General features: G+C 41.0%; 20 protein-coding genes. 8 read left to right on the top strand and 12 right to left on the bottom strand.

What is annotated here, in order from left to right:
* Positions 1 to 16: 16 nt before the first annotated feature.
* The 5 genes from X781_RS03430 to cysS form a co-directional block, all read right to left on the bottom strand.
* Positions 17 to 694, bottom strand: a complete 678-nt coding sequence (locus X781_RS03430; protein WP_025216909.1) for a methionine ABC transporter permease — start codon at positions 692 to 694, stop codon at positions 17 to 19.
* Entirely contained in the window at positions 684 to 1,718 is a 1,035-nt protein-coding gene (gene metN, locus X781_RS03425; protein WP_025235575.1) for a methionine ABC transporter ATP-binding protein MetN, read from the bottom strand. Before metN ends, X781_RS03430 begins: the two co-directional genes overlap by 11 nt.
* Positions 1,719 to 1,987: 269 nt before the next feature.
* Positions 1,988 to 5,584: a bifunctional proline dehydrogenase/L-glutamate gamma-semialdehyde dehydrogenase PutA gene (putA, locus tag X781_RS03420; protein WP_025235574.1), complete on the bottom strand. Its 3,597-nt coding sequence runs from the start codon at positions 5,582 to 5,584 to the stop codon at positions 1,988 to 1,990.
* Positions 5,585 to 5,862: 278 nt separating this feature from the next.
* Positions 5,863 to 7,371 (bottom strand): sodium/proline symporter PutP, encoded by a 1,509-nt coding sequence (putP, locus tag X781_RS03415; RefSeq protein ID WP_025235573.1) that lies wholly within the window; start codon positions 7,369 to 7,371, stop codon positions 5,863 to 5,865.
* 286 nt (positions 7,372 to 7,657) lie between these two features.
* A complete protein-coding gene (gene cysS / locus X781_RS03410) occupies positions 7,658 to 9,037 on the bottom strand; it encodes a cysteine--tRNA ligase (RefSeq protein WP_025235572.1) in 1,380 nt (459 codons plus the stop codon).
* A 159-nt stretch (positions 9,038 to 9,196) separates the two neighbouring features.
* Between cysS and X781_RS03405 the strand changes: the two genes are divergently transcribed.
* Positions 9,197 to 9,706, top strand: coding sequence for a peptidylprolyl isomerase (locus tag X781_RS03405; protein ID WP_025235571.1), 510 nt, complete (start codon positions 9,197 to 9,199; stop codon positions 9,704 to 9,706).
* A gap of 73 nt (positions 9,707 to 9,779) precedes the next feature.
* On the opposite strand, the gene X781_RS03400 is transcribed toward X781_RS03405, so the two are convergent.
* Both X781_RS03400 and fdhD read right to left on the bottom strand, forming a co-directional pair.
* Positions 9,780 to 10,709 carry an AEC family transporter gene (locus tag X781_RS03400; protein WP_025235570.1) on the bottom strand — a complete coding sequence of 310 codons (930 nt, stop codon included), beginning with the start codon at positions 10,707 to 10,709 and terminating at the stop codon, positions 9,780 to 9,782.
* 2 nt (positions 10,710 to 10,711) lie between these two features.
* Positions 10,712 to 11,524, bottom strand: a complete 813-nt coding sequence (gene fdhD, locus X781_RS03395) for a formate dehydrogenase accessory sulfurtransferase FdhD (RefSeq protein WP_025235569.1) — start codon at positions 11,522 to 11,524, stop codon at positions 10,712 to 10,714.
* Positions 11,525 to 11,762: 238 nt separating this feature from the next.
* On the opposite strand from fdhD, the gene fdnG reads away from it, so the two are divergent.
* The 4 genes from fdnG to fdhE all read left to right on the top strand — a co-directional run bounded on the left by fdnG (position 11,763) and on the right by fdhE (position 17,401).
* The gene (gene fdnG / locus X781_RS03385) at positions 11,763 to 14,831 is read left to right on the top strand and encodes a formate dehydrogenase-N subunit alpha (RefSeq protein ID WP_081732092.1); all 3,069 of its coding nucleotides are present in this window, start codon (positions 11,763 to 11,765) and stop codon (positions 14,829 to 14,831) included.
* A 2-nt stretch (positions 14,832 to 14,833) separates the two neighbouring features.
* Positions 14,834 to 15,745, top strand: coding sequence for a formate dehydrogenase subunit beta (gene fdxH, locus X781_RS03380; protein ID WP_025235566.1), 912 nt, complete (start codon positions 14,834 to 14,836; stop codon positions 15,743 to 15,745).
* Positions 15,738 to 16,418 carry a formate dehydrogenase subunit gamma gene (locus X781_RS03375; RefSeq protein ID WP_025235565.1) on the top strand — a complete coding sequence of 227 codons (681 nt, stop codon included), beginning with the start codon at positions 15,738 to 15,740 and terminating at the stop codon, positions 16,416 to 16,418. The genes fdxH and X781_RS03375 overlap by 8 nt, the downstream gene beginning before the upstream one ends.
* A gap of 65 nt (positions 16,419 to 16,483) precedes the next feature.
* On the top strand, positions 16,484 to 17,401 hold the full coding sequence (gene fdhE / locus X781_RS03370; RefSeq protein ID WP_025235564.1) for a formate dehydrogenase accessory protein FdhE: 918 nt from the start codon (positions 16,484 to 16,486) through the stop codon (positions 17,399 to 17,401).
* Positions 17,402 to 17,428: 27 nt separating this feature from the next.
* Here fdhE and X781_RS03365 read toward each other — a convergent pair whose 3' ends face one another.
* The 5 genes from X781_RS03365 to rep form a co-directional block, all read right to left on the bottom strand.
* Entirely contained in the window at positions 17,429 to 17,722 is a 294-nt protein-coding gene (locus X781_RS03365; protein WP_038644097.1) for a hypothetical protein, read from the bottom strand.
* Positions 17,723 to 17,819: 97 nt separating this feature from the next.
* Positions 17,820 to 19,190, bottom strand: coding sequence for a glutathione-disulfide reductase (gene gorA, locus X781_RS03360; RefSeq protein WP_025235562.1), 1,371 nt, complete (start codon positions 19,188 to 19,190; stop codon positions 17,820 to 17,822).
* Positions 19,191 to 19,270: 80 nt separating this feature from the next.
* A complete protein-coding gene (locus X781_RS03355; RefSeq protein WP_025235561.1) occupies positions 19,271 to 19,795 on the bottom strand; it encodes a TIGR00645 family protein in 525 nt (174 codons plus the stop codon).
* Positions 19,796 to 19,900: 105 nt separating this feature from the next.
* Positions 19,901 to 20,539: a nitroreductase family protein gene (locus X781_RS03350; RefSeq protein WP_025235560.1), complete on the bottom strand. Its 639-nt coding sequence runs from the start codon at positions 20,537 to 20,539 to the stop codon at positions 19,901 to 19,903.
* Between the two features lie 183 nt (positions 20,540 to 20,722).
* Positions 20,723 to 22,741, bottom strand: coding sequence for a DNA helicase Rep (gene rep, locus X781_RS03345; protein ID WP_025235559.1), 2,019 nt, complete (start codon positions 22,739 to 22,741; stop codon positions 20,723 to 20,725).
* Between the two features lie 247 nt (positions 22,742 to 22,988).
* Here rep and potA point away from each other — a divergent pair, with 247 nt between their 5' ends.
* From potA to potC, 3 genes are read left to right on the top strand one after another with little or no spacing between them, the layout of a single operon-like run.
* Positions 22,989 to 24,104 (top strand): spermidine/putrescine ABC transporter ATP-binding protein PotA, encoded by a 1,116-nt coding sequence (potA, locus tag X781_RS03340; RefSeq protein WP_025235558.1) that lies wholly within the window; start codon positions 22,989 to 22,991, stop codon positions 24,102 to 24,104.
* Complete coding sequence (gene potB, locus X781_RS03335; protein ID WP_025235557.1) at positions 24,091 to 24,954, top strand: spermidine/putrescine ABC transporter permease PotB; 864 nt, start codon at positions 24,091 to 24,093, stop codon at positions 24,952 to 24,954. Before potA ends, potB begins: the two co-directional genes overlap by 14 nt.
* Positions 24,954 to 25,724, top strand: a complete 771-nt coding sequence (gene potC, locus X781_RS03330) for a spermidine/putrescine ABC transporter permease PotC (RefSeq protein ID WP_038643883.1) — start codon at positions 24,954 to 24,956, stop codon at positions 25,722 to 25,724. Before potB ends, potC begins: the two co-directional genes overlap by 1 nt.
* The last annotated feature ends 863 nt before the right edge of the window (positions 25,725 to 26,587 follow it).

The raw sequence follows: 26,587 nt of genomic DNA, 5'->3' as shown, positions 1-26,587 counted from the left end.
CCCCTATTTAATAAAATTAACGATGATCGTAACGTTTTGCTAAAGTATCGCCCAATTTCTGGCTTACCATCACAATCGCCACAATAATGATTGTTGCAATCCATTTTACATAAACCATATTACGGTGCTCACCATAACTGATTGCCAAGTTTCCTAACCCGCCACCGCCTACAGCTCCTGCCATTGCTGAATAACCGATTAAAGCCACTAAGGTTAAAGTAATACCATTGATTAAAATCGGCAAAGATTCCGGTAAATAGAATTTAGTTACTACTTGCCAATTGGTTGCCCCCATTGATTTTGCTGCTTCAGTTAAACCGGATGGAATTTCCAATAACGCATTAGACGTTAAGCGAGCAAAAAATGGAATTGCTGATACGCTTAACGGTACAATCGCCGCCGTTGTTCCTAAAGTTGTCCCCACAATTAAGCGGGTAACAGGTAATAAAATAATCAATAAAATAATAAACGGAATAGAACGTCCGATATTAATAATCACATCTAAAATTTGATGTAATCTTGGGTTTTCTAAAATTTCACCTTTACCTGTTAAAAAAGCTAAAAAACCAATCGGCAAACCAATGATGACAGCTAATGCCGTCGCCACAAAGCCCATATAAATGGTTTCAAAAGTAGATTCCCACACTAAGCCCCACATTTGTGGCGTCATCTCTCTCAAAAAATCAGCCCACATAGCCTAACACCTCTACTTTTACATTATTATCCATCAAATAAAATTTTGCTTCTGCAATCGCATCCGAATTACCGCTTACTTCTGCAATCACAAAACCAAATTTCACACCACCGGCATAGTCAATTTGCGACATCAAAATACTAAAATCAATACCGAATTTTTTCGATGCAATTGAAAGAAGCGGTGCATCAACTGAACGCCCTGTAAATTCAAATTTAATAATCGGCTGGCTATGTTCCGTTGGTGAACTTAAAAGTTGCTCTCTATATTCTTGCGGCAAATCAAAATGGAAAGTCGATTGAATAAATTTCTGAGCTAATTCCGTTTTCGGGTTCGAGAAAATTTCACTCACCGAACCGGATTCAATCAACTGCCCTCTATCAATAACCGCCACACGATCGCAAATGCGTTTTACCACTTCCATTTCGTGGGTAATCAACAAAATAGTTAAGCCTAAACGTTTATTAATATCTTTTAATAATTGCAAAATAGATTGCGTGGTTGCCGGGTCTAACGCACTGGTTGCTTCATCACAAAGCAGAACGTGCGGATCGCTTGCCAACGCACGAGCAATCGCCACACGCTGTTTTTGTCCACCGGAAAGGTTTGACGGATAAACATCTTTACGATCGGTTAAGCCTACCAATTCCAACAGCTCATTCACTTTCCTATCCACTTCCACTTTCGGCGTATTGCTCAAACGCAACGATAACGCCACATTCTCAAACACGGTTTGAGAAGAAAGCAAATTAAAATGTTGGAAAATCATCGCAATATTACGGCGAGCTTTAATCAACTCTTTATCTGACATTGCGGTTAAATCTTGTCCATCAACAATCACTTGCCCCATAGTCGGGCGTTCTAATAAATTTACGCAACGAATTAAGGTACTCTTGCCTGCACCAGATGCCCCAATCACACCATAAATAGTGCCTTTTGGAACTTCCAGATTTACATTATCCAGAGCGGTAATTTTTTTACCCTTTACCTCAAATTGCTTGCTGATATTTTTCAGCTGAATCATTTTTCTATCCACATTAAATTAAAATTATTTCTTCGCTATTTTAGACGTCTAGAATGCTATGTCAATCAAGTAACCTAAATTTTTTATTCCAAATAAGCATAACGCATAAAATAAGTGATTGCACTTGAAATAAATTGAGGTTTTGTATGACTGGTTTTCATCATAACTGAAAAAATACCCTTTATCATTTTTATAAGTATATAAATAATAAGCTATTAAATAAAAAAGACAGCTCAAATTGAGCTGCCTCATCATTTTATATTTATAGCTTAATCCATCTCACTCATCAAACTCGCATTACCACCTGCGGCAGCAGTATTGATACTAATTGCTTTTTCGTGAACAAGTGGCAGCAACGAAAGGGCTAAATCAAGGCTGTCGATGTAGGTCAAAATCGCACCTCTGCGTTCAGCGTGGTGAGTTTTTTCTCCGACCGAAAGCGGATCAATCACGATCAAGACACTCAACTGGTCAAGGCTGTTGAAATCGTCTACGACCTGTACGTTGCCGTCAAAATGGGGAGCATATTTCGCCAGTTCGCTGCCGCGTTCAACCACCGCTTGGCTACCTGCAATCACAATCGCAATCAGTGCTTGAACCTGCTCGGCAAGCGTGCCTTTACCGATTGCAATTTGCGGGCGGGAAACCAATGTCAGATAGTTTTTCTCGCCGGTGATGCCCTGCATCGGGTAAATTTTGCCAAGCGGTGATTGACGGGTCAGACTGGCTACCAAATCGAGTGCTGCTTGCTGCTCTGTACCACTTAATACATTACGAATTGCATTTTCTAACCCAAAATTGACCGCTTGTACACTGCCTTCCAAGCCGTTAAGCGTCCACTCATTGCGGTTTACCAAACGTTGCAGGTAAAGCGGTCCCCCTGCTTTCGGACCGGTTCCTGACAAGCCCATTCCGCCAAATGGTTGCACTCCAACTACAGCACCAACAGTATTACGGTTCACATACAGGTTACCCGCGTGAATGCCCGCCAACCAGCGATCGACCGTTTCGTCAATGCGGCTATGCAAACCACTAGTTAAGCCAAAACCGGTCGAGTTGATGTCGGCGATCACTTGGTCGAGCTTATCGGCATCAAAACGAATAACGTGCAACACCGGTCCGAATACTTCGTGTTTGAGCTGGCTGATGTGGTCGATTTCCAGAACTGTTGGCGGCACAAAAATGCCGTTCGCGGCAATTTCCGGATCGATCGCAACCTGATAGCAACTTTTCGCCGATGTTTTGAGATTATCGATATGGTCGAGCAAGCGTTGTTGCGCCACTTTGTCGATCACCGGGCCAATATCGGTGGTGAGCTGTTGTGGGCGGCCGACTTTCAGCTCTGCCATTGCACCTTTTAACATCGTAAGAATGTGGTCGGCAACATCACGTTGCAGATATAACACACGCAGTGCGGAACAGCGTTGCCCTGCGGAGTCGAACGCCGAGTTAAGCACATCCGCCACTACTTGTTCGCCGAGGGCAGAACTATCGACAATCATCGCATTTTGCCCGCCGGTTTCCGCAACAAGCGGTACGATATTGGCATTTTTCTGCAAATTCTTATTGATGTTTTTGGCTGTGTCGGTCGAGCCGGTGAAAATCACGCCGTTCACGCGCTTATCTGCCACCAATGCCGCACCAACGGTTTTTCCGCTACCCGGCAAGCATTGCAGAGCGGATTTCGGCACGCCGGCTTGGTAGAATAGGTTTACGGCGAAATGTGCCATTAGCGAGGTTTGCTCGGCTGGTTTTGCCAGCACCACGTTGCCTGCAACCAGTGCAGACGAGACTTCGCCCACGAAAATCGCGAGCGGGAAGTTCCACGGGCTGATCGCCACCACCACACCACGCGGACTGCGGTAGGCGTCCACATTGTTGCGCACGGTTTTTGCATAATAACGGCAGAAATCGACCGCTTCACGCACCTCGGCGATCGCGTTGTTCAATGTTTTACCCGCCTCGCGTACGGCTAAGTCGAACAGTTGCGGCATATTCGCTTCCATTAAATCCGCCATTTTTTCTAGGCACTCGGCACGCGTCGCAGGCGAAGTGTTCGCCCATTCGCTTTGGAATTGTGCCGCCGCGTCAAAGGCGTTTGCCACGTCGATTTCGGTTGCGTCCAGCACCTCGCCGACTAACTCGTTCACGTTCGCCGGATTGTAAATTTTTCGCGTTTCCTGACCGCTTGTTGTGCCGTTTGCAATCTGTGGTTCGGCGCGATATTGCTGTTTGGCAAGTTCGTTCAGACGGGTTTCTAAGGTTTGCAGACTGATTGCATCGGTTAAATCATACCCTTTGGAGTTCGGACGAACCTCACCGAACAGATCCACCGGCATTGGGATTTTCGGGTGCATTGTGCCTTCGGTTGGGCTGGCTTTTTGCACCGGATCTTGGGCGAGATCGTCAATGCTCAGGTTTTCATCGACAATTTGGCTGACGAACGAGCTGTTCGCGCCGTTCTCCAACAGACGGCGCACCAAGTAGGCGAGCAGGGTTTGGTAAGTACCAACCGGCGCATAAATACGGCACTGTACATTCAGGTTGTCGCTGCCGACCACTTGGTCGTAAAGGCTTTCGCCCATACCGTGCAGACATTGAAATTCAAAGCGTTTGCCCTGCGCCAAGTGGTAAACGGTGGCAAGGGTTTGGGCGTTGTGGGTTGCAAATTGCGGGTAGATTGCATCTTGGGCGGCCAGCAGTTTTTTGGCACAAACGATGTAGTTCAAATCGGTATGCACCTTGCGGGAGAAGACTGGATAGCCCTCCGCACCGTCGGTTTGGGCACGTTTGATTTCGGTATCCCAATACGCGCCTTTCACCAAGCGGATCATCAGTTGGCGGTTGTGTTTGCGGGCGGTTTCAATCAGGTGGTCGATCACATACGGGCAGCGTTTTTGGTAGGCTTGCACCACAAAGCCGATACCGTTGAAGCCGGCTAAATCCGGATCGGCAAGCAATCTGTCCATTAAATCAAGCGATAGCTCAAGACGGTCGGCTTCTTCGGCATCAATATTCAAGCCAATTTCGTAGTTTTTCGCCAGTAAAAACAGGTCTTTCAGGCGTGGATAGAGTTCGTCCATTACCCGTTGATGTTGTGCCAGCGAGTAGCGAGGGTGAATAGCGGAGAGTTTGACTGATACGCCCGACGATTTATACACTCCCAAGCCTTTAGAGGTTGCACCAACCGTGTGAATAGAAGCGACATAGTCGGCATAGTAGCGTTTGGCATCTTCCGCCGTAAATGCCGCCTCACCCAACATATCGTAGCTGTAACGGTAACCCATTGCGAAGCGTTTCTCGCCGTTTTTGATCGCTTCTTGAATGGTCTCACCAGTTACAAACTGTTTGCCGAGCATCCGCATCGCAACGTCTACGCCTTTGCGGATTAACGGCTCGCCACCTTTGGAAATCAGATGGGACAGGGCGGACGAGAGCGAGCTTTCGCTGTGGGTAGAAACCAGTTTGCCGGTAATCACCAAGCCCCACGCTGCCGCATTCACAAATAGCGATGGACTGTTTCCGGTGTGCGAACGCCAATCGCCTTTGGCGATTTTATCTCGAATGAGTTTATCAGCGGTAGCTTTGTCCGGAATACGCAATAACGCTTCTGCAAGACACATCAATGCCACGCCTTCCTGGCTGGAAAGGGAAAATTCGTGCATTAACGCATCTACCCCACTCGCCTTTTTACGTGAGGTACGGACTTTTCCGACTAATTGGGTAGTAAGCTTTTTAATGCTGTCTGCGTGCTCATCACAACGAGCTTGTTCCAGCAGGTTTTGCACGAGAGTTTGCTCGTCAAAACGATAATAACGACTCAATTCAGGACGGATAGTCGTATTCGGTAAGAGTTGGTATGGCATAGTTTTTCCTTATTTTGTAATGCAAGCGGTAGAATTTACTAATTTTTTTGTAAAAGAAACCGCTTGTTGTGATGGTTTATGAAAATGTACATTCTTATTAAAATATTCCCCCTATTTATGAGCAAAGAGGAACCGGAGGAGGTTCGATAGAAGTGATTACTGCCAAATCATTACTAACCTCTCATAACTCAGAGGGAGAAAATACCATTGAAAATTTACATTCACCTTTTGTTCAAAAATATAAAAAAACAGCCGCCTAGACAGGCAGCCGTTTTTTGCTATTTGCTCATTTCAGTTTCATAGGCTTTTTCAGCATTTTCAAAAGTAGCCACGATCTCTTGGCGAGGCTCTGGAGTAATTAGAGAAACCACTACGATCGCGATCATTGCAAGGATAAAGCCGGGGATCATTTCATAAATTCCGCTATTAGGCACAATATCATTCCAGAATACTACCACTAACGCACCGCTCAGCATTCCGGCAAGTGCACCAGCAGCATTCATTCGTTTCCAAAACAGAGATAAAATGACCACTGGTCCGAAAGCACAACCGAAACCTGCCCACGCATATGACACCAAACCTAGCACTTTGCTGTTTGGGTCTTGAGCAAGTACAATCGCTAATACAGAAATTGCCAGCACCATTAAGCGACCGAGCCAGACTAGCTCTTTTTGTGTGGCGTTCGGGCGGATAAAGCCCTTATAGAAATCTTCGGTAATCGCACTTGAGCAAATAAGCAACTGACAGCTTAAAGTACTCATTACTGCCGCTAAAATCGCAGAGAGTAAGATACCGGCAATCCACGGGTTAAATAACAATTTGGAGAGTTCAATAAACACTTGTTCGTGATTTTGACTGACGATACCAGCTTGTTCAGGATGAGCAAAGAAATAAGCTTGACCAAAGAAGCCAATACCAACTGCACCAAATAAGCAGATGATCATCCAAATCATCGAAATACGGCGGGCATTCGGAATGGATTTTACGCTGTCTGCCGCCATAAAACGGGCAAGAATATGTGGTTGCCCAAAATAGCCCAAGCCCCACGCAGAAAGACTTAATAAACCGATAAAGGTAGTACCGGTGAACAGGTCGGTGAAATCTTTATTGACCGCATTGCCTGCTTGCACAATAACCTCGTGAGTCTGTTCAAAACCGCCAAGCTGGATCAGTACAAAAATCGGGGTGAGAAATAAAGCAAACAACATTAGCGTAGCTTGAATAGTGTCCGTCCAACTTACTGCCAGGAAACCACCGATAAATGTGTAAATAATGGTTGCCAATGCACCATACCAAAGAGCAGTAGAATACGGTACACCAAATAGGTTTTCAAACAATCGAGCACCGGCTACAACGCCAGAGGCACAATAGATTGCGAAGAAAAACAGGATAATCGCTGCAGAAACAATTTTCAGGATTTTACTTTTATCGCCGAAACGGTGATGGAAATAGTCTGGCAGAGTTAAAGCATTGGCATTAAATTCAGTATGAATGCGTAGTCTACCGGCAACAAACAGCCAGTTTAAATACGCACCGACAGTCAAGCCGATGGCAATCCAACCTTCGACCAGACCGGCAGCATACACAGCACCCGGCAACCCCATTAGAAGCCAGCCGGACATATCCGATGCCCCAGCTGATAAGCCGGTAACAAACGCCCCTAAACGACGACCGCCGAGAATGTAGTCAGAAAGGTTGTGAGTAAAACGATAGGCAATAAAGCCGATAGCGATCATTCCGAAAATATAAATCAGAAATGTGGTGGTGGTAGGATCAAAACCGAACATAGGACTCTCCCATATTTATTATTTGTTGAAATCCGTTAATCAATTACTTATACCAAATAAGTATTAATTTCTTGTACTTTTTATCAAAAAAACCGCAACAAAAGCAACATATTTATACATTTTTTTAACAAAATGTGATCTACCCCACATAAAGTGAATCGTATTAGTTCAAAATAATCTACTTTACTGCACAAATATATAGATGAAAGAAGAAAAAAGGTTGATTCTGATGTTTCAAAATCAACCCTTAATATACTACTGCCTTTAAAGTCTTCCTATACTGAGTTTATGCCTTACGCCAAATTGTACCGTTTGGGGTGTCTTCAAGTACGATGTTCATTGCTTTGAGCTTATCTCGCACTTCATCGGCAACTGCCCAGTTTTTGGTGGCTTTAGCTTCATTACGTTGTTTGATTAACGCTTCGATTTCGGCGGTTTCATCAGCATTTGCCTCACCTTTTAAGAAGGCATCCGGGTCCTGCTCCAGTAAACCTAACACGCCGGCAAGCTCTTTTAAACGCACCGCTAAACCGTTGGCTTTTGCCATATCTTCGGTTTTGAGCTTGTTCACTTCACGGGCAATTTCAAATAACACCGCTAATGCTCCCGGTGTGTTGAAATCATCATCCATTGCGGTTTTGAAGGCGTCCACATATTGCTCGCCACCAATGGCTGAACCTGACACATCGCAGCCACGCAGAGCGGTATATAAACGCTCAAGGGCTGAACGAGCTAAATCTAGGTTATCAATGCTGTAATCTAATAATGAGCGGTAATGAGCGGTTAAGAAGAAATAACGCAGCGATTCCGCATCGTACAAGCCTAACATATGGCGAATACTGAAGAAGTTGCCAAGCGATTTTGACATTTTCTCTTTATCAATCGTCAGCATTCCGGTGTGTAGCCAGTAATTGACATAATCGCCACCGTGAGCACAGCAAGATTGGGCAATTTCATTTTCGTGGTGTGGGAACATTAAATCTGCACCGCCACCGTGAATATCAAAATGCTCGCCCAACTCTTTGCTGTTCATTGCCGAACATTCGATATGCCACCCCGGGCGACCATTGCCCCACGGGCTTTCCCAGCTTGGCTCCCCCTCTTTCGACATTTTCCAAAGCACGAAATCCATTGGGTTTTTCTTCACTGATTTAATTTCAACCCTTGCACCGGCTTGCAGTTGTTCTAAATTTTGGCGAGATAACGCCCCATATTTTTGGAACGATTCCACATCAAACATCACATCGCCATCTGCCGCTACATAGGCATTACCGTTTTTAATCAGCTTTTCTACCATCGCAATAATTTCAGGGATATGCTTGGTGGCTAGTGGCTCAACATCAGGGCGGAGAATGTTTAAATCGTCAAAATCTTTGTGCATTTCGGCAATCATTCGCTCAACCAGCTCATCACAAGTTTCGTTATTTTCTAACGCTCGTTTGATGATTTTGTCGTCCACATCGGTAATATTGCGAACATAACGCAGGTTATAACCGCTATAACGCAAATAGCGTGCGATCACGTCAAAAGAAACGAAGGTTCTGCCGTGTCCGAAGTGGCAAAGATCGTACACAGTAACTCCGCAAACATACATTCCCACTTGCTCAGGATTAATCGGTTTAAATTCTTCTTTTTCCCGTTTTAGGGTGTTATAAATTTTGAGCATAAAGTCCCCATTTCTCAAATTTGTGTCATTTTTTCAAAAATACGGCTAAGTATAGCGAATAAGCGGTCTGATTTTGAGATTTTTTTGCAATTTGGCTAAAACTTTTTAATAATAGCGAGCGAATTTATTTCTACCCTAACATTTATAGAGGAAAACAGAATGATTACATTACACACCAACTTTGGCGACATCAAAATCGAATTAAATTTTGACAAAGCCCCAATCACAGCGAAAAACTTTGAAGATTACTGCAAAGAAGGCTTTTACAACGGCACGATTTTCCACCGTGTGATTGACGGTTTTATGATTCAAGGCGGCGGTATGACCGTTGGAATGACCGAAAAACCAACCAAAGCCCCAATTCAAAATGAGGCAAGCAACGGTTTAAGCAATAAACGAGGCACACTTGCGATGGCTCGTACCTCTGATCCACATTCAGCAAGCTCACAATTTTTCATCAACGTGGCAGATAACACGTTCTTAGATTACCGTTCAAAAGAGATGTTTGGTAAAACCGTGGTGCAAGAATGGGGTTATGCAGTATTCGGCGAAGTGGTTGAGGGAATGGACGTTGTAGATAAAATCAAAGGCGTAAAAACCGGCAATAAAGGTTTCCACCAAGACGTGCCGAAAGAAGATGTAGTGATTGAGTCGGTAACAGTGGCTTAATTCACCTTACTTTAGATATAAGCAAGCGGTTAATTCCTTGCAAAATTTTGCAAGGAATTAACCGCTTGTTTTGTTATATGATTTGGTAAAGCCAAATAATAATTGGCATCGTAAACACACATAATAGGGTGGTAACTCCATAAATTGCACTCGCCTTTTTAGCATCTTGCCCGTATGCAACCGCCATTTGTGTGATAGTTGCGGCGGAAGGGCTGATTGTAGCAAGAAAGGTAATCATCACAATGGTTTCACCATTAATAACCCAGCTTTCAAAACCACATAATTTAATCACACCTAATAGAATCAGCGGAATAAAGATTAAACGCAGAAATGTAATCAAATAAATCCGTTTATCGGTAATAATTTCTTTAAATGGAATTGCGGCAATTAGCATACCTGCAACCAGCATTGATAAAGGTCCGATCATATTGCCTAAACCGGACAAGGTGCTGGCAATCGTTGTTGGTAACTTAATATGCAAGAGGAATAACGCCATTCCCACAATAATGGCAAGAATATTGATATTTAAGATAATTTTTCTCAACGGTACACTACCTTTACCGCAGATTAAAGCCCGTAAATGCGACCAAAACAGGACACTTTGCACGACAATAAAAGCGGTGGAATAAATAACCCATTCAGGTCCCAAAAGAGAAGCTACAATTGGAATAATTAAATTTCCTGAATTGGAATAAATGGTTGTGGCTTGTTCAATATTATCTAATTTCGCACTTTTCTTGAGTATCCAGCCCAATAAAATCAACAATGCACTAAAAATGATTGAGATAACAAAGGCAAGATATAAACCATTAAGTGTTTCGGTGGTGTAATCGACTTGAAAGGCTGTTATCAGCATTGCTGGGCTAATAATATAAAGCCCGATAATTGAAATTGGATAACTTTGTTCTGAAGTTAAAAGTTTTGTTTTTACAATAACGTAGCCTAACAGAACCATTAAGGTAAGTTGTAAAATTTTGTCTGCTAATAAAAGTGCGATATCCATTGCTATTTAAGAGATAATCTCTCTTCTCCCGAATAAATGGTGGCTTTTCCTTTGCGAACAAATGCCAATAATGTGAATTGATTATCACGAGCCATTTTTGCCGCCATTTCGGTTGTAGCTGAAATAGCACATAACATTTCAATTCCAACTGCTAGGCATTTTTGCACCATTTCAAAACTGGCTCGGCTGGTAACAAAGACAAAACCATTTGGAAAGCCTGCTTTAGCATACCAGCCAATCAATTTGTCTAATGCTACGTGCCGCCCCACATCTTCCCGAATGGCAAGTAATTCCCCCTCCACACTGAAAAAGGCAGCTGCGTGGCTTGCACCTGTTTTTTGCGATAATGTTTGTGCGTTTTCCAGCTGCTCTAAACAACTTTCTAAAATAAGCGGATTAACACCTTGCAAGCGGTTATTTTTTTTAACAATTTTGCAACTTTGATTGACTTGTTCTAACTGCTCTACGCCACAAATGCCACATCCTGTTCTGCCTGCCATTGAACGGCGTTTATCTTTTAATTGCACAAATTGTCGGGTAGAAATTTCAAGTTGAATCTCCACACCATTTTCTTGCTCAATAATATCTAGCCCGTATAATTCTTGCGGAGAATTCAAAATCCCTTCCGCTAAGGAAAAACCGAGTGCAAAGTCGGCTAAATCCGAAGGGGTTGTCATCATCACCGTATGAGAAATGCCATTATAAACTAAAGCAACAGGCACTTCTGAAATCAAATTATCTTCACAATTTTGCTGTTTAAGCTCCGTTGTTGAGAATAATAATTTTTTGGCATCTATTTTTGTGATCTTATTCACAATATTCATCTCTTCTATGCTTAAAAAGTGGTTTATTTTGTTAAAAAGTTGTATCATATCGGCACTTAAATTTGGTTTAAATCAAATTAATTTGATATTTAACCTATTTACCGACAAAAGAGTATATTCATTTCCTTTTATTAAGAGGAAAATGATACACCTCTTCGATCAATTTATTAACTTAATTTTTTGATCAACTTTACTTTTATTTACCACATTATGTGATTTTGGAGTGATTATGCAGATCTCAAGACGTAAGTTCTTTAAGGTCTGTGCAGGTGGTATGGCGGGTACTTCTGCTGCAATGTTGGGCTTTGCCCCAACGGCAGCATTAGCCGCCCCTCGCGAGTATAAGCTCTTAAGAGCGAAAGAAACTCGCCAAACCTGTACTTACTGTGCTGTAGGCTGTGGAATGATTATGTACAGCTTAGGCGGCGAAGCAATGAATAGCAAAGGGAAGCTTATTCATATTGAAGGCGACTCTGACCATCCAGTAAGCCGTGGGGCATTATGTCCGAAAGGTGCCGGAGCATTAGACTATGTAAATAGTGATCGCCGTGTACATTATCCGGAGGTGCGTGAGCCGGGTTCAAGTGAATGGAAACGCATTTCTTGGCACGAAGCTGTGGAGCGTATTTCTCGCCATATTAAAGATGACCGTGATGCAAACTTCATTGAAAAAAATGCAGAAGGTACACCGGTTAATCACTGGCTAACCGCCGGTTTCTTGGCAGGTTCTGCGTGTAGTAACGAAACAGGTATCATCACGCAAAAATGGATTCGTTCTCTCGGTATGGTATTTACCGACAACCAAGCGAGTATCTGACACGGACCAACGGTAGCAAGTCTTGCTCCATCATTTGGTCGCGGTGCGATGACCAACCACTGGGTTGATATTAAGAACGCTGATCTCGTTATCGTAATGGGCGGTAACGCCGCTGAAGCTCACCCTGTCGGTTTCCGCTGGGCAATTGAAGCGAAAAAACAAAACGGTGCTAAGTTAATGGTGGTAGATCCACGCTTTAACCGTAGTGCTGCAGTTTCTGACATCTATATGCCAATCCGTCCGGGTACGGATATTGCATTCTTATTAGGTGCGGTAAACTATTTGCTGAAAAACGATAAAATTCAGCACGAATATGTTAAACACTATACCAATGCGACTTTCTTAGTACACGAAGGCTTTAAATTTGAAGACGGTTTATTCACCGGCTACGATGAAGCAAGCCGTACTTATAAAGATAGATTGACTTGGGCATATCAAATGGATGAAGAAGGCAATCCGAAGCGGGATATGACTCTTCAAGATCCTCGCTGTGTACTAAATATGTTACGTGAACACGTTTCTCGCTATACGCCTGAAATGGTTGAACGTATTACAGGTACGCCACAAAAAGACTTCTTGATTTTCTGTGAAGAGATTGCAAAAACCTCTGCACCGGATAAAGCTGCGACTTTCCTTTATGCGTTAGGTTGGACTCAACACACCGTTGGTGCACAAAACATTCGCTCAATGGCAATTATCCAGTTACTGTGCGGTAACATCGGTGTTGCAGGCGGTGGTGTAAATGCGTTACGTGGACACTCAAATGTACAAGGTATTACCGACTTAGGTTTATTCCCTGCACGTCTTCCTGCGTACTTACCATTACCAAGCGAAACAGATGTTTCATTAGAAGCATTCTTAACGCGTATTACGCCAAAAACAATGGGTGCAGGTCAAACCAACTATTGGGCAAATACACCGAAGTTCTTCATCAGTATGATGAAATCGTTCTATGGCGATAAAGCAACTGCGGAAAACGAGTTTGGTTTCCACTATCTGCCGAAACTACAAAAAGGTGGTATAGACCACTTCCGTTTCATTGAGCAGATGTATGAAGGTAAAATCAACGGTTACTTCTGTCAAGGTATGAACCCGATTGCCTCTTACCCGAACTCACAGAAAATCATCAAAGCATTAAGCAATTTGAAATATTTAGTTATTTTTGACCCGCTTGTAACCGATACTTCTGAGTTCTGGAAAAATCACGGCGAGTTCAATAATGTAAATTCTGCGGAAATCCAAACGGAAGTGTTCCGTTTACCAACAACTTGTTTCGCAGAAGAAGATGGTTCTATTGCAAACTCAGGTCGTTGGTTACAATGGCACTGGAAAGCGGCTGATGCTCCACACGAAGCAAAACCGGATATTGATATCTTATCTGAAATTCGTGCTGAATTAATCCATCTTTACCATAAAGAAGGTGGTAAAGCACCAGTCGAGCCATTAGAAGCAATGACTTGGAATTACGCAAATCCGCTTGAGCCAAAAGCAGAAGAAATTGCGAAAGAAAATAACGGTTATGCGTTAGAAGATGTGAAAGATGCAGATGGCAATATTATTGTCAAGAAAGGCGAATTACTTTCAAGTTTCGGTCAAATGCGTGATGACGGTACAACCTCTGGTGCGTGCTGGATCTATACAGGTCAATGGACGCAAAAAGGTAACCAAATGGCTAACCGTGATAACTCAGACCCATCAGGCTTGGGTAACACCTTAGGTTGGGCATTTGCGTGGCCGGCAAACCGCCGTATTCTATATAACCGTGCATCAGCGGATTTAAGTGGTAAGCCTTGGAATCCAAAACGCCAATTAGTGAAATGGAACGGTAAAAACTGGAACTACATTGATGTGGCTGACTTCGGTACAGCACCACCAAATGCACCAACAATGCCATTTATTATGCAACCAGAAGGTGTATCAGGCTTGTTTGTGCGTGAACGTATGATTGATGGTGCATTCCCGGAACACTACGAGCCGTTAGAAACACCAATCGGTACTAACCCGTTACATCCTAATGTAATTTACAGCCCGGTTGCTCGTATTTTACCAACGGATAAAGCGGATTTAGGTACAAGTGATGAGTTCCCATATGTAGGTACAACTTACCGCTTAACCGAGCACTTCCACTATTGGACGAAGAACTCAATGATCAACGTTATCGCTCAACCGGAGCAATTTGTTGAAATCGGCGAGAAATTAGCTGAAGAGAGAGGCATTAAAAACGGTGATAAAGTGCGTGTTTGGTCTAAACGTGGTGAAATTAAAGCTGTTGCAGTAGTAACGAAACGTATTCGCTCATTAGTGTCTGACGGTAAGCCAATCCACACTATCGGCATTCCGATTCACTGGGGATTTGCAGCAACTACCGGTGCGAAAAAAGGTTATTTTGCAAATAACTTAACCGTACGTTCAGGCGACCCGAGCTCTAATACGCCAGAGTCTAAATGTATGTTGTTAAACATTGAGAGAATTGGAGGCTAAAAATGGGTGTAGTTCAATCTCAAAACATTATTAAGATCTCCGCAACCTCTGATTTAACACCTGCACCGCAGGCTCGTTCGCACCAAGTAGAAGTGGCAAAATTAATTGATGTAACTACCTGTATCGGCTGTAAGGCTTGTCAGGTAGGTTGTTCAGAGTGGAATGATATCCGCTCTGATGTCAATGCTGCTTGTGTTGGTGTTTACGATAACCCTGCTGATCTGAATGCAAAAGCGTGGACGGTAATGCGATTCAACGAAGTTGAAGAAAATGACCGCTTAGAATGGTTAATCCGTAAAGACGGCTGTATGCACTGTACCGAACCGGGCTGCTTAAAAGCCTGCCCGGCTCCAGGTGCAATTATTCAATACGCCAACGGTATTGTGGATTTTCAATCTGATAAATGTATCGGTTGTGGTTACTGTATCGCAGGTTGTCCGTTCAACATTCCACGTATGAACCCGGAAGATAACCGCGTTTACAAATGTACATTATGCGTAGATCGTGTAACGGTAGGTCAAGAGCCGGCTTGTGTGAAAACTTGCCCAACAGGTGCAATTCGCTTCGGTAGCAAAGAACAAATGAAGTTCTATGCGGAACAACGTATTGCGGACCTCAAAGCTCGTGGTTATGAAAATGCAGGTCTTTATGACCCTGAAGGTGTGGGTGGCACACACGTTATGTATGTATTACATCACGCAGATAAACCGGAACTTTATTCAGGTTTACCAAAAGATCCGAAAATTGACACCACAGTTACGCTATGGAAAGACATCTTAAAACCGGTTGCAGCCGTTGCATTAGGTGGCTTAGCATTAGCTGAAGTAGCACACTATGTAACCGTTGGTCCAAACGCTGAGGAAGATGTTGAAGATCACCACCACGATATTAGAGAAGGAGATAGACATGAGTAAGCCATTTATCGTTACGAATGATACCAAAATCGTTCGTCATAAGCCGTTAGCTCGTGTTAGCCACTGGTTTCTCGTTATTTCATTTTTTATGACGATGTTTACCGGTGTAGCATTCTTCTTTCCTGATTTTGCTTGGCTAACAGAGATCTTAGGTACACCACAAATTGCTCGTGCGGTACACCCTTTCACAGGGATCATTATGTTCATTGCATTTAGCATTGTTGCATTAATGTACTGGCATCATAATATTCCTGAGAAAAACGATATTCGCTGGGCAAAAGGTATTGTTGAGGTGTTAAAAGGTAATGAACACGCGGTTGCCGATAACGGCAAATATAATCTAGGTCAGAAATTACTCTTCTGGACATTGATTATTGCAATGTTTACCCTTTTAATTACGGGAATTATTATGTGGAGACAATTCTTCTCAGAATATTTCTCAATTCCTGTAATTAGAATTGCGATTTTACTTCACTCTACAATGGCATTTATGTTATTTACCGGTATCTTAGTGCATATCTATATGGCATTCTGGGTAAAAGGCTCAATCAGAGGTATGGTTGAAGGCTGGGTAACGGTTCGCTGGGCGAAAAAGCACCACCCAAGATGGTATCGTGAAGAAGTGTTACCTGAAATCGAAAAACACGTTAAGAAAGATAACACTATCCAATAATCACACAAAGTGCGGAGAATTCCGCACTTTTATTTTATGACTATGTTATATAACTTAGGAAAGTTATGAGTATCAAAATTTTACAGCAAGATGAAATTCAACAAGTTGCAAGTTCATTCCAACAACCTGAATTACTTTTTGCTAACCCTAAAAATCTCTACTCTCGCCGTGCAAAGCGTTTACGCGAGTTAGCCAAAGAAAATCCGTTTGGCGATTATATGGAATTCTCCGCCAACTTAGTGGATATTCAGCTGGAATTATTAACTAGCAGACCAATTGCAAATTATTCGGAAAAAATAACCGCTTGTGTAGAATTAACACAAGGCGATAAACCATTAAACAGCAAAAATTTCCAACGTAGTGATGAGTGGCGAGAGCTATTATTCGCTATTATTGATAAATTCAAACCTTATGCTAATGACACCATACTCCCAACACTAGAATGGTTGGAAAAAGCCTCTGCTTCTGAGTTAGAGACCTTAGCAGATAATCTTTTAAATGAGCATTATGAACTTGTAGCAGCAGACAAGGCAGTATTTATTTGGGCTGCCCTTTCTCTGTATTGGGTACAATTAGCACAGCAGTTACCTCGTAATACGCGTGCTGAAGTGGGACATAAACATTTTTGCCCTGTTTGTAACTCCGCCCCTGTTACCAGCGTGATTCATTTTGGCGAAGCACAAGGTTTACGCTATTTACACTGCTCTTTATGTGAAAGTGAATGGCACGTAGTACGTTCAAAATGCACTAACTGCGATGAAACAGGAAAGTTAGATTATTGGAGTTTAGACTCTGCTGAAGCAGCCGTAAAAGCAGAAAGCTGTGGAGATTGCCACTCTTACTTAAAAGTGCTTTATCAAGATAAAGATTTTAATGTTGAGCCTGTAGCGGACGATTTAGCCAGCCTGTTTTTAGATTCTGAAATGGAACAAAAAGGCTTATCGAGAAGCGGTGTAAATCCATTCTTATTTCAAGGCGAGTAACTAAAAAACGGAGCATAAGCTCCGTTTTTATCTTGGTCGGGAAATTCTCTTACTTTCGCAGCGGTTTTCAATCACATCTCTATCAGACATAAACGCATATCGGCATTGAGATTTATAGTACTGTACTTCGGCTCTATCAAGAATTCGTTGAGCACCGACACGTAACTCCTCCATAGAAAAGCTACTAACTTCCTCCTCTTCTTTTGGAGGTGCTTTTAGTACTCTACGTTCCGAAATTTTAAATGCCGGTTTATTGTCTTGTTGTTTAGAACTATTTACATTGGTTTTATGACTGATTTGAGCGTAAGCACTTCCAATCATAAACGAACATAAAGCTACTAAACTAAGAGATGCCTTCATATGTTCCCTAAAAATTTATTAGAAAATATTTCCTATTCATCGTCATATTCTATTATATTTATCGCATTGTTACAAATTCTTCTGAACCTGTTGGGTGAATAGCAACGGTATTGTCAAAATCCGCCTTTGTTGCCCCCATTTTGATTGCAACAGCAAATCCTTGAATCATCTCATCAACACCAAAACCAATGCCGTGTAACCCAACGATTTTTTCTTCTTTACCGACACACACCAATTTCATTCGGCAAGGCTGACGATGCTGAGTAACCGCCGTGTACATTGCGGTAAAAGACGACTTATAAACTTTTACGTTATCTTTACCATATTGCTCCATAGCTTGTGGCTCAGTTAAACCAATTGCCCCAATGGGTGGGTGGCTAAATACTACTGTTGGCACTAAGTTATAGTCTAAATGCTCGTTTGGTTTGTTGTTGAATAAACGCTCTGATAATCGGCGACCCGCAGCAACCGCAACAGGCGTTAATTCAATACCACCTTCAATAATATCACCCACTGCGTAAATATTTGGCACATTAGTATTTTGGAATTTATCAACTTTGATAAAACCACGTTCGTTTGTTTGAACGCCTGTTACGTCCAAATTAATCACATCGGTTGCAGGCTCACGACCAATTGCCCAAACTAAGGTTTCAATAGTAGTTTCACGCCCATCTTCTAAAATTAAAGTCAGTGTTCCATCTTGGTTTTTCGTTACTTTTTGTGGAATAGCTTGGGTATGTAGCTCAATACCATCTTGAGCTAATACTTCGAGCAAGGTTTCCACAATCAGCGGATCTTGCTGACGCAACGGTGCGTGCTGGCGAACAAACAAATGCGTTTTTACCCCTAAGCTATTAAATACGCCGGCTAACTCAACCGCAATATAACCTGCTCCCACAATTGCCACCGATTTTGGCAATGCATCTACCGCAAATACTCCATCTGATGTAATGCCATATTCTGCCCCTTCTAAATCCGGAATAGTTGGGCGACCGCCTGTTGCAATTAAAATATGATCAGCCGTTACTTCTTCTTTTGAACCATCTTCATAGCTTACTTCAACGGTTTTTTCATCTTTAAAGCGAGCAAAGCCATTTAACACATCAACATTATTTTTACTCAGTACATTATTGTAGGAAGTGTGGATACGCTCAATATACGCTTGACGGCTTTCAACCAATTTTGCATAGTCAAAATGATTAACCGAGACATCAAAACCATAATCAGGAGCATAACGGTGAACTGCTTCTGCAATTTGAGCTCCATAAAACATCACTTTTTTCGGCACGCAGCCCACATTAACGCAAGTACCACCTAAATGCTTTGCTTCAATAATGGCACATTTCTGCCCATAACTTGCTGCTCGATTAATGGAGGCAATACCGCCACTACCACCGCCAATTGCAATATAATCATAATGTTTTGCCATAAGCTACTTCCCATCAGTTTAAATAATAAAAGCGATTTTATTATAATCACTTTTGTCAAAAATGTATGCTGTCATCAATATTAATGTTTAACGTGTTGAGCATTTAAAATTTTATCAATATATGCCAACACTAAAGCAGAAATCACAAAAGTAACGTGAATAATCACTTGCCACATCATTTGCTTCTCATCAAGGTTGGAAGCATTAATAAATGTTTGCAATAAGTGAATAGATGAAATGCTGATAATTGCCATCGAAAGTTTTACTTTCAGTACCGTCGCATTAACGTGATCAAGCCATTCCGGCTGATCCGGATGTCCATCAACCCGCAATCTCGAAACAAAGGTTTCATAACCACCCACAATAACCATCACTAAAAGATTGGCGATCATCACTACATCAATAAGATTTAATACTGCTAACATTACCATATTAGAATCCATTTGGTTTAGATCTACTACCAAATGATATAGCGATTTCATAAACTTATAAGCATAAATGCCCTGAACAACAATTAAACCTAAATAAATAGGTAACTGTAACCAACGGCTGGCAAAAATAATTTTGCTTAAAATATTCGCTCTTGTTTCTAACTCTGTATTCATATTAATCCCACATAACCATAAAAACCATAAATAAAAGCGGTCGAATTCTAGCAATTTTTTGCAAAAAAATTAAGAGATTCAACCGCTTGTTTTTAAAATTATTGATTACTTTTTAAATCCTTTCCCATTATTCCAAGACACCGTGTATTCTAAGCCTAAACGGCAACTTGGTAATGCAGGATTTGCTGCCCGACCAATAGCCAACAACATTACCGGCAAATAGCGGGAACTGTCAATTTCCAGTAAATCAACTACCGCATTACGGTTAAATACACCGATTGCGTGAGTATCATAGCCTCTATCTTTGGCAATCAGCATCAGCTGCATAGCGGTTAAACTGCTATCAATTAACACTTGATCTCGAATATCTGTTTCCGTTAATTGTTGATGAAGACCAAGTAAAAAATTAAATTTACGATCACGGAACTCTGGGTGCAAACAACCGGTTTCAACCGACTGATCCACAATATCACCTAATAATTTTTCATATTGCAAATCCGCCAAAATCGCAACCACAGCGGAAGCCGTTTCACAAGGTGGACCATTAAAAGCAACATTGCCCGATAGCTCTTTTTTGATTGCTTCATCATCAACAACTACAAATCGCCAAGGCTGTAAATTCGCTTTTGAAGGGGCAAGTTGTGCTAAGGCTAACATCTCTTGTAGCTCTTCACGGCTAATTTTCACAGTAGGATTAAAGGCTTTAATGGTTTTGCGTTGCTCAATAACCGTTTTTAATTCCATCTTATTTCTCCTATATAAACTCTTTTTAGTCTATAACTTCGAAAACTTCAATGTAATAATTGAAAATAGGTATTCCGCTCGTTTCTTGAGATAAGTCAAAATTATCAAATCAACAAGCGGTCAAATTTTACTAAAAATTTGCCAATCACTTGCAAAAATTTTCCAAAATTCAACCGCTTGTTGCTATTTCTTATTCGCTTTTAGCATCGCCATTAAATTGGCAATATTAGCAGATGATTTTGCCTCTTTTTGTTGCTCAGTGAGCGGTGGCTTATCTCTTTCCCACACCAAATCATCTTGTGGCAATTCCAGCAAAAAACGGCTTGGTTCAGGTTTGATAATTTCACCATATTGCCGACGTTCTTTGCATAGCGAGAAGGTTAGCGTTTGTTGGGCTCGGGTAATGCCAACGTAAGCCAAACGGCGTTCTTCGTCCACATTCTCTTCGTCAAGGCTGGTTTGGTGTGGCAAAATGCCCTCTTCCATTCCGATCAGAAAAACGTGGGGAAACTCTAAGCCTTTTGAGGCGTGTAAGGTCATAAGCTGTACTTGGTCGGCTTCATCATCGTCTTCGCCACGTTCAAGCATATCTCGCAGTGTCAAGCGATTCACTACTTGCACTAAATTCATCGGCTCTTCAATTTCATCGCCCTCAAGCATTCCTTGCACCCACTCAAACAACGTTTGCACGTTTCGGCTCTGCATTTCTGCCACCTTTGGATTTACCGCCATTTCATACAAATAGGCTTCGTACTGAATTTTTGCCAGTAAATCTTTCACCGCTTCAATCGGATCTGAACGCTCCGCCTGATCAGCAATTTCCACAATCCAGCGGGCGAAATCTTGCAGGGCTTGGTAAGGTTTCGGCGTTAGGCGTTGTATCAGCTCAAAATCGAAAATCGCTTCAAACAAACTGACCTGCTTTTCATTGGCAAGTAGCCCAAGTTTTTCAAGTGTTGCCGCCCCAATTTCCCGTTTGGGAGTGTTTACAATGCGTAAAAATGCCGCATCATCATCTTGATTTACCACCAAACGCAGATACGCCATCATATCTTTGATTTCAGCACGGGCAAAAAACGAAGTGCCTCCTGAAATTTTGTACGGAATACGGTTTTGCATCAGTAATTTTTCAAGCAAGCGAGATTGATGATTACCCCGATACAAAATCGCATAATCCTTATATTTCGTCTTGCGAGAGAAACGATGAGCAATCAACTCTCCGACAATTCGCTCGGCTTCGTTTTCTTCATTTTTTGCCTCGATCACATTCAGTTTTTCGCCTTCACCCAGCTCAGAAAAGAGGCGTTTAGTGAATAGATGATCGTTGTTATCGATCAAAATATTGGCACAATGCAAAATCCGCTGGCTAGAACGGTAATTTTGTTCCAGTTTGATCACTTTCAGATCAAAATCTTCACGCAAGCGTTGCATATTTTCAGGCTTTGCCCCACGCCACGAGTAGATGGATTGGTCATCATCGCCCACTACCGTAAAGTTTGGCTCATTACCGACAATTAACTTGATTAACTCATATTGGCTGGTGTTGGTATCCTGATATTCATCAACCAATAAATAGCAAATTTTATTCTGCCAGCGGGCTTTCGCCTCTGGAAATTGGCGGAAAAGCAATACAGGAAGCATAATCAAATCATCAAAATCCAAAGCATTATAGGCTTTGAGTTGATTTTGGTAGAGCTGGTAGAAATGGGAAAACACTCTCTCACGATCATCTCGCACCCGAGAAATCACCATTTCAGGCGAAAGCAGATCATTCTTCCAATTTGAAATAGTGGAAATCAGCGTTTTGAGCAGATCTTTATCTTCCGTTACGTTTTCCGGCAACAGATGTTTAAGCAAGGCAATTTGGTCGTGTTCATCAAACAACGTCATTCCCGACTTAAAGCCAAGCAATTTGTACTCTCGCTTTAAAATCTCAAAACCAAGCGTGTGGAAAGTTGAAATCGTCAGCCCTTTGCTATTTTCTTTACCGATAGAATGAGCCACTCTCTCCCGCATTTCACGGGCGGCTTTATTGGTAAAGGTTACTGCCGCAATCTGTTTCGGGGAATAGCCGCAATTTGCAATTAAGTGAGCGATTTTATTAATAATCACCCGAGTTTTGCCCGAACCGGCACCTGCCAGTACAAGGCAAGCCCCTTGAGTGTATTCCACCGCTTGTTGTTGTTGAGAGTTGAGTTTCATCGGAACTGTTGAGAATTAATTTTAAAGACTATTCTAACGGAAAGAAAACAAGCGGTCTATTTCCTTGAAAAATTTGCAAAAATTCAGATAAAAACTACCGCTTGTAAAAGGGAAGAAAAATCCTCAAAACGCAAATTTTTCCTTTCAATCTTGCCCCTTTAGCTATATTATTATCAATTGATTTTTTGGGGGCGAAAGCCTGATTTTTTAATCCTTTTCTTTTTGATTTAAGGGAAAACAACAGTAGATGGAAAAATTAGAACAAAAAGCTATCATCGAGCTTAAAAATGTAACAAAAAGCTACGGTAGTAAAACGATTCTTAAAAATTTGAATTTAACCATTAACGATGGTGAATTTTTAACAATTTTAGGTCCTTCGGGTTGTGGTAAAACAACTGCGTTGCGTTTAATTGCCGGCTTTGAAGATTTGACTGAGGGTTCAATCATTCTTGATGGGCAAGATGTTTCTAACGTTCCAGCGGAACAACGCCCCGTGAATACCGTATTCCAAAGCTATGCTCTTTTCCCACATATGACTATTTTTGAAAATGTCGCATTCGGTTTGCGTATGCAAAAAGTGCCAAATTCAGAAATTGAGCCACGTGTAATGGAAGCATTGCGTATGGTCCGACTTGAAGATAGAGCTCAACAAAAACCGGCTCAGCTTTCAGGTGGTCAGCAACAACGTATCGCCATTGCCCGTGCGGTGGTAAATAAGCCAAAAGTATTGTTATTAGATGAATCTCTTTCTGCGTTAGACTATAAATTGCGTAAAGAGATGCAAAATGAGTTAAAAGCATTGCAACGTCAATTAGGTATTACCTTTATTTTCGTTACTCACGATCAGGAAGAAGCATTAACAATGTCTGATCGCATTATCGTAATGAACGGCGGTAAAATCGCACAAGATGGTACACCTCGTGAAATTTATGAAGAACCAAGCAACTTATTCGTGGCTCGTTTTATCGGTGAAATTAACGTATTTGATGCAACCGTGATTGAACGGGTTGATGAAAAAAATGTGAAAGCGAACGTAGAAGGTCGTATTTGCAACATTAAAGTTGAAAATTTAGAAGTTCACCCGAACCAAAAATTAAAAGTATTGTTACGCCCTGAAGATATTGTGATCGAAGAATTAGACGAAAATGAAAGCTCAAAAGCGATTATCGGTCATATTATCGACCGTAACTATAAAGGTATGACATTAGAGTCTAGCGTAAAATTAGATCATAATGGTATGAATGTATTAGTGAGCGAGTTCTTCAATGAAGATGATCCTAATATTGACCACGATGTTGGTCAAAAAGTGGCTCTTACTTGGTATGAAGGCTGGGAGGTTGTGTTAAACGATGAAGGCGAATAACAAATTCCAAAATGGTGCGGTCGCAACTATTTTCGGTTGGTTATTACTTTTCGTATTAGTGCCGAACGTACTCGTTTTAATTATTAGCTTCTTAACAGAAAACCGCCAAAGCCAATATTTTGTTGATTTTGCGTTTAGCTTGGATGCGTATAAAGCGTTATTTAATGACACTTACGCAACTGTATTATGGAACTCGCTATATATGGCGGGAGTTGCAACGCTTATCTGTTTAATTATCGGCTACCCTTTTGCATTTTTTATTGCCAAAATGCCGGCAAAAATTAGACCGTTTTTACTATTCTTAGTGGTGTTGCCATTCTGGACAAACTCGCTGATTCGTATTTACGGTATTAAAATTTTCTTAGGGGTAAAAGGTGTCTTAAATGAAACCTTATTGGCAATTGGCTTGATCAATGAACCTTTACGTTTATTGAACTCAGAAGCCGCAATTATCATTGGTTTAGTTTACATTCTATTACCATTTATGATTTTGCCACTTTATTCTTCAATTGAGAAAATTGATAACCGCTTACTAGAGGCTGCAAAAGACTTAGGAGCAAATGCATTCCAACGTTTCATTAAAGTAACTATTCCACTTACAATGCCGGGCATTGTAGCAGGTTGTTTACTAGTATTACTACCTGCAATGGGTATGTTCTATGTGGCAGACTTATTAGGCGGCGGTAAAACACCATTAGTGGGTAATATTATTAAGAGCTTATTCTTAAATACTAACCAATTTGCCTTAGGCTCTGCAGTAAGTATTGCATTAACAATATTAATGGCATTGATGCTTTATGTTTATTATCGTGCGAATAAATTATTAAATAAAAAGGTGGAGCTTGAATAATGAAAAAAACATTTAGAAACCTTTTTATGTTGGCAGTATTTGCTTACCTATACATTCCAATTATTATTTTAGTAGTAAACTCTTTCAATGTAGACCGTTTCGGCTTGAACTGGAAAGGCTTTACTTGGAACTGGTATGAGCGTTTATTCAGCAATGATACACTAGTACAAGCAACAATGAACTCATTAACTATCGCCTTTTTTGCGGCAACGTTCTCCACGATTTTAGGTACATTAACTTCTATTGCCCTTTATCGTTACCGTTTCCGTGGCAAAAAATTAGTCGGTGGGATGTTGTTTGTGGTAATGATGTCGCCTGATATCGTAATGGCTGTATCAATGCTTGTATTATTTATGATTATAGGTATCAAACTAGGCTTTATTTCGTTATTAATTGCTCACATTACATTCTGTCTACCTTATGTAGTGATTGCAATTTCATCACGCTTAAGCGACTTTGACGGCAAAATGTTAGAAGCGGCGAAAGACTTAGGAGCAAGCGAAGTAACGATTTTACGTAAAATTATTTTACCACTTGCATTACCTTCGATTATTTCAGGCTGGTTACTAAGCTTTACAATTTCATTAGATGACGTTATTGTTTCTTCATTCGTAACAAGCCCAAGCTATGAAGTATTACCACTGAAGATCTTCTCATTGGTTAAAACAGGCGTAACTCCAGAAGTAAATGCCTTAGCAACCATTATGATCATTTTCTCATTAACACTTGTGGTATTAAGCCAGTTAGTGGTGAGAAAAAAGGGTATATAACATTTTATATGCCTATTAGGACCAAACAGTTGGTAATGAATATTTTTGTGTATTCTTACCAACTCTATTCAAAAAATCCTATATAAAAAATATTTTATACTTTTTCGATGTTTATACGGATATTTTCCTTTCTCATTCGGTTTATCTGAACGTTCATTTAAAAAAGTTTATATTTTATTTCCCAATCATATATTGCTAAATAAAATGCATTTTTTGAACTTTTTTAAAGTTCTAATAATAATTCTTAATTCTCTACCTACGTTAGATTGATGTGTTTTTCTTAATGCTTTCATCACAATAGTGACTAAGTGAAATTGGCACATTTGAGTTGGTGTGTTTAACATATCTTTTAATAGGTCTCTCCTTCTATCACAGGTAATTAATTGAATAATATAGCCTTTTCCTCGCAAACAATTTAACACTCTCTTATAGTAGATATTTTCTCCGTTTTTACGGATTTTATGATAAACCACCTTTTTATACAAAGAATTGATAAATACCATTACACCAAAATCTCGATGAAAGAAGGTTGTATCAATAATTAAATTAAGATATTTAGAGAAGGGAACTTTAATAATGATTTAGGAAATTTTTCTAAATATCGGCGTATTATAGAGAGAACAATGATATTTATCGGCTAATTGTTGTTGAGTGTGTTTTCTAATAGAATAATCATATCAGATTAATTCAACATTTAATTTCTGTTTGAAAGTAAATATTTTATACAGTTTGAACATTTATAACGTTGAATATTATTTTGGAGTGCCATATTTCTATATTAGAGAATATCGGCAAAAAGGACAGTTTTTATGCATTTTTCCAAAAGGGAGCTTAAAGCCTTGTAATATAATGCCTTAAGCTAC

It is taken from the genome of Mannheimia sp. USDA-ARS-USMARC-1261 (assembly GCF_000521605.1).
In the GTDB taxonomy this organism is placed as follows: domain Bacteria; phylum Pseudomonadota; class Gammaproteobacteria; order Enterobacterales; family Pasteurellaceae; genus Mannheimia; species Mannheimia indoligenes.
The sequence above is the reverse complement of the archived record's forward strand: the minus strand, read 5'-3'. Positions and strand labels throughout refer to the sequence as shown.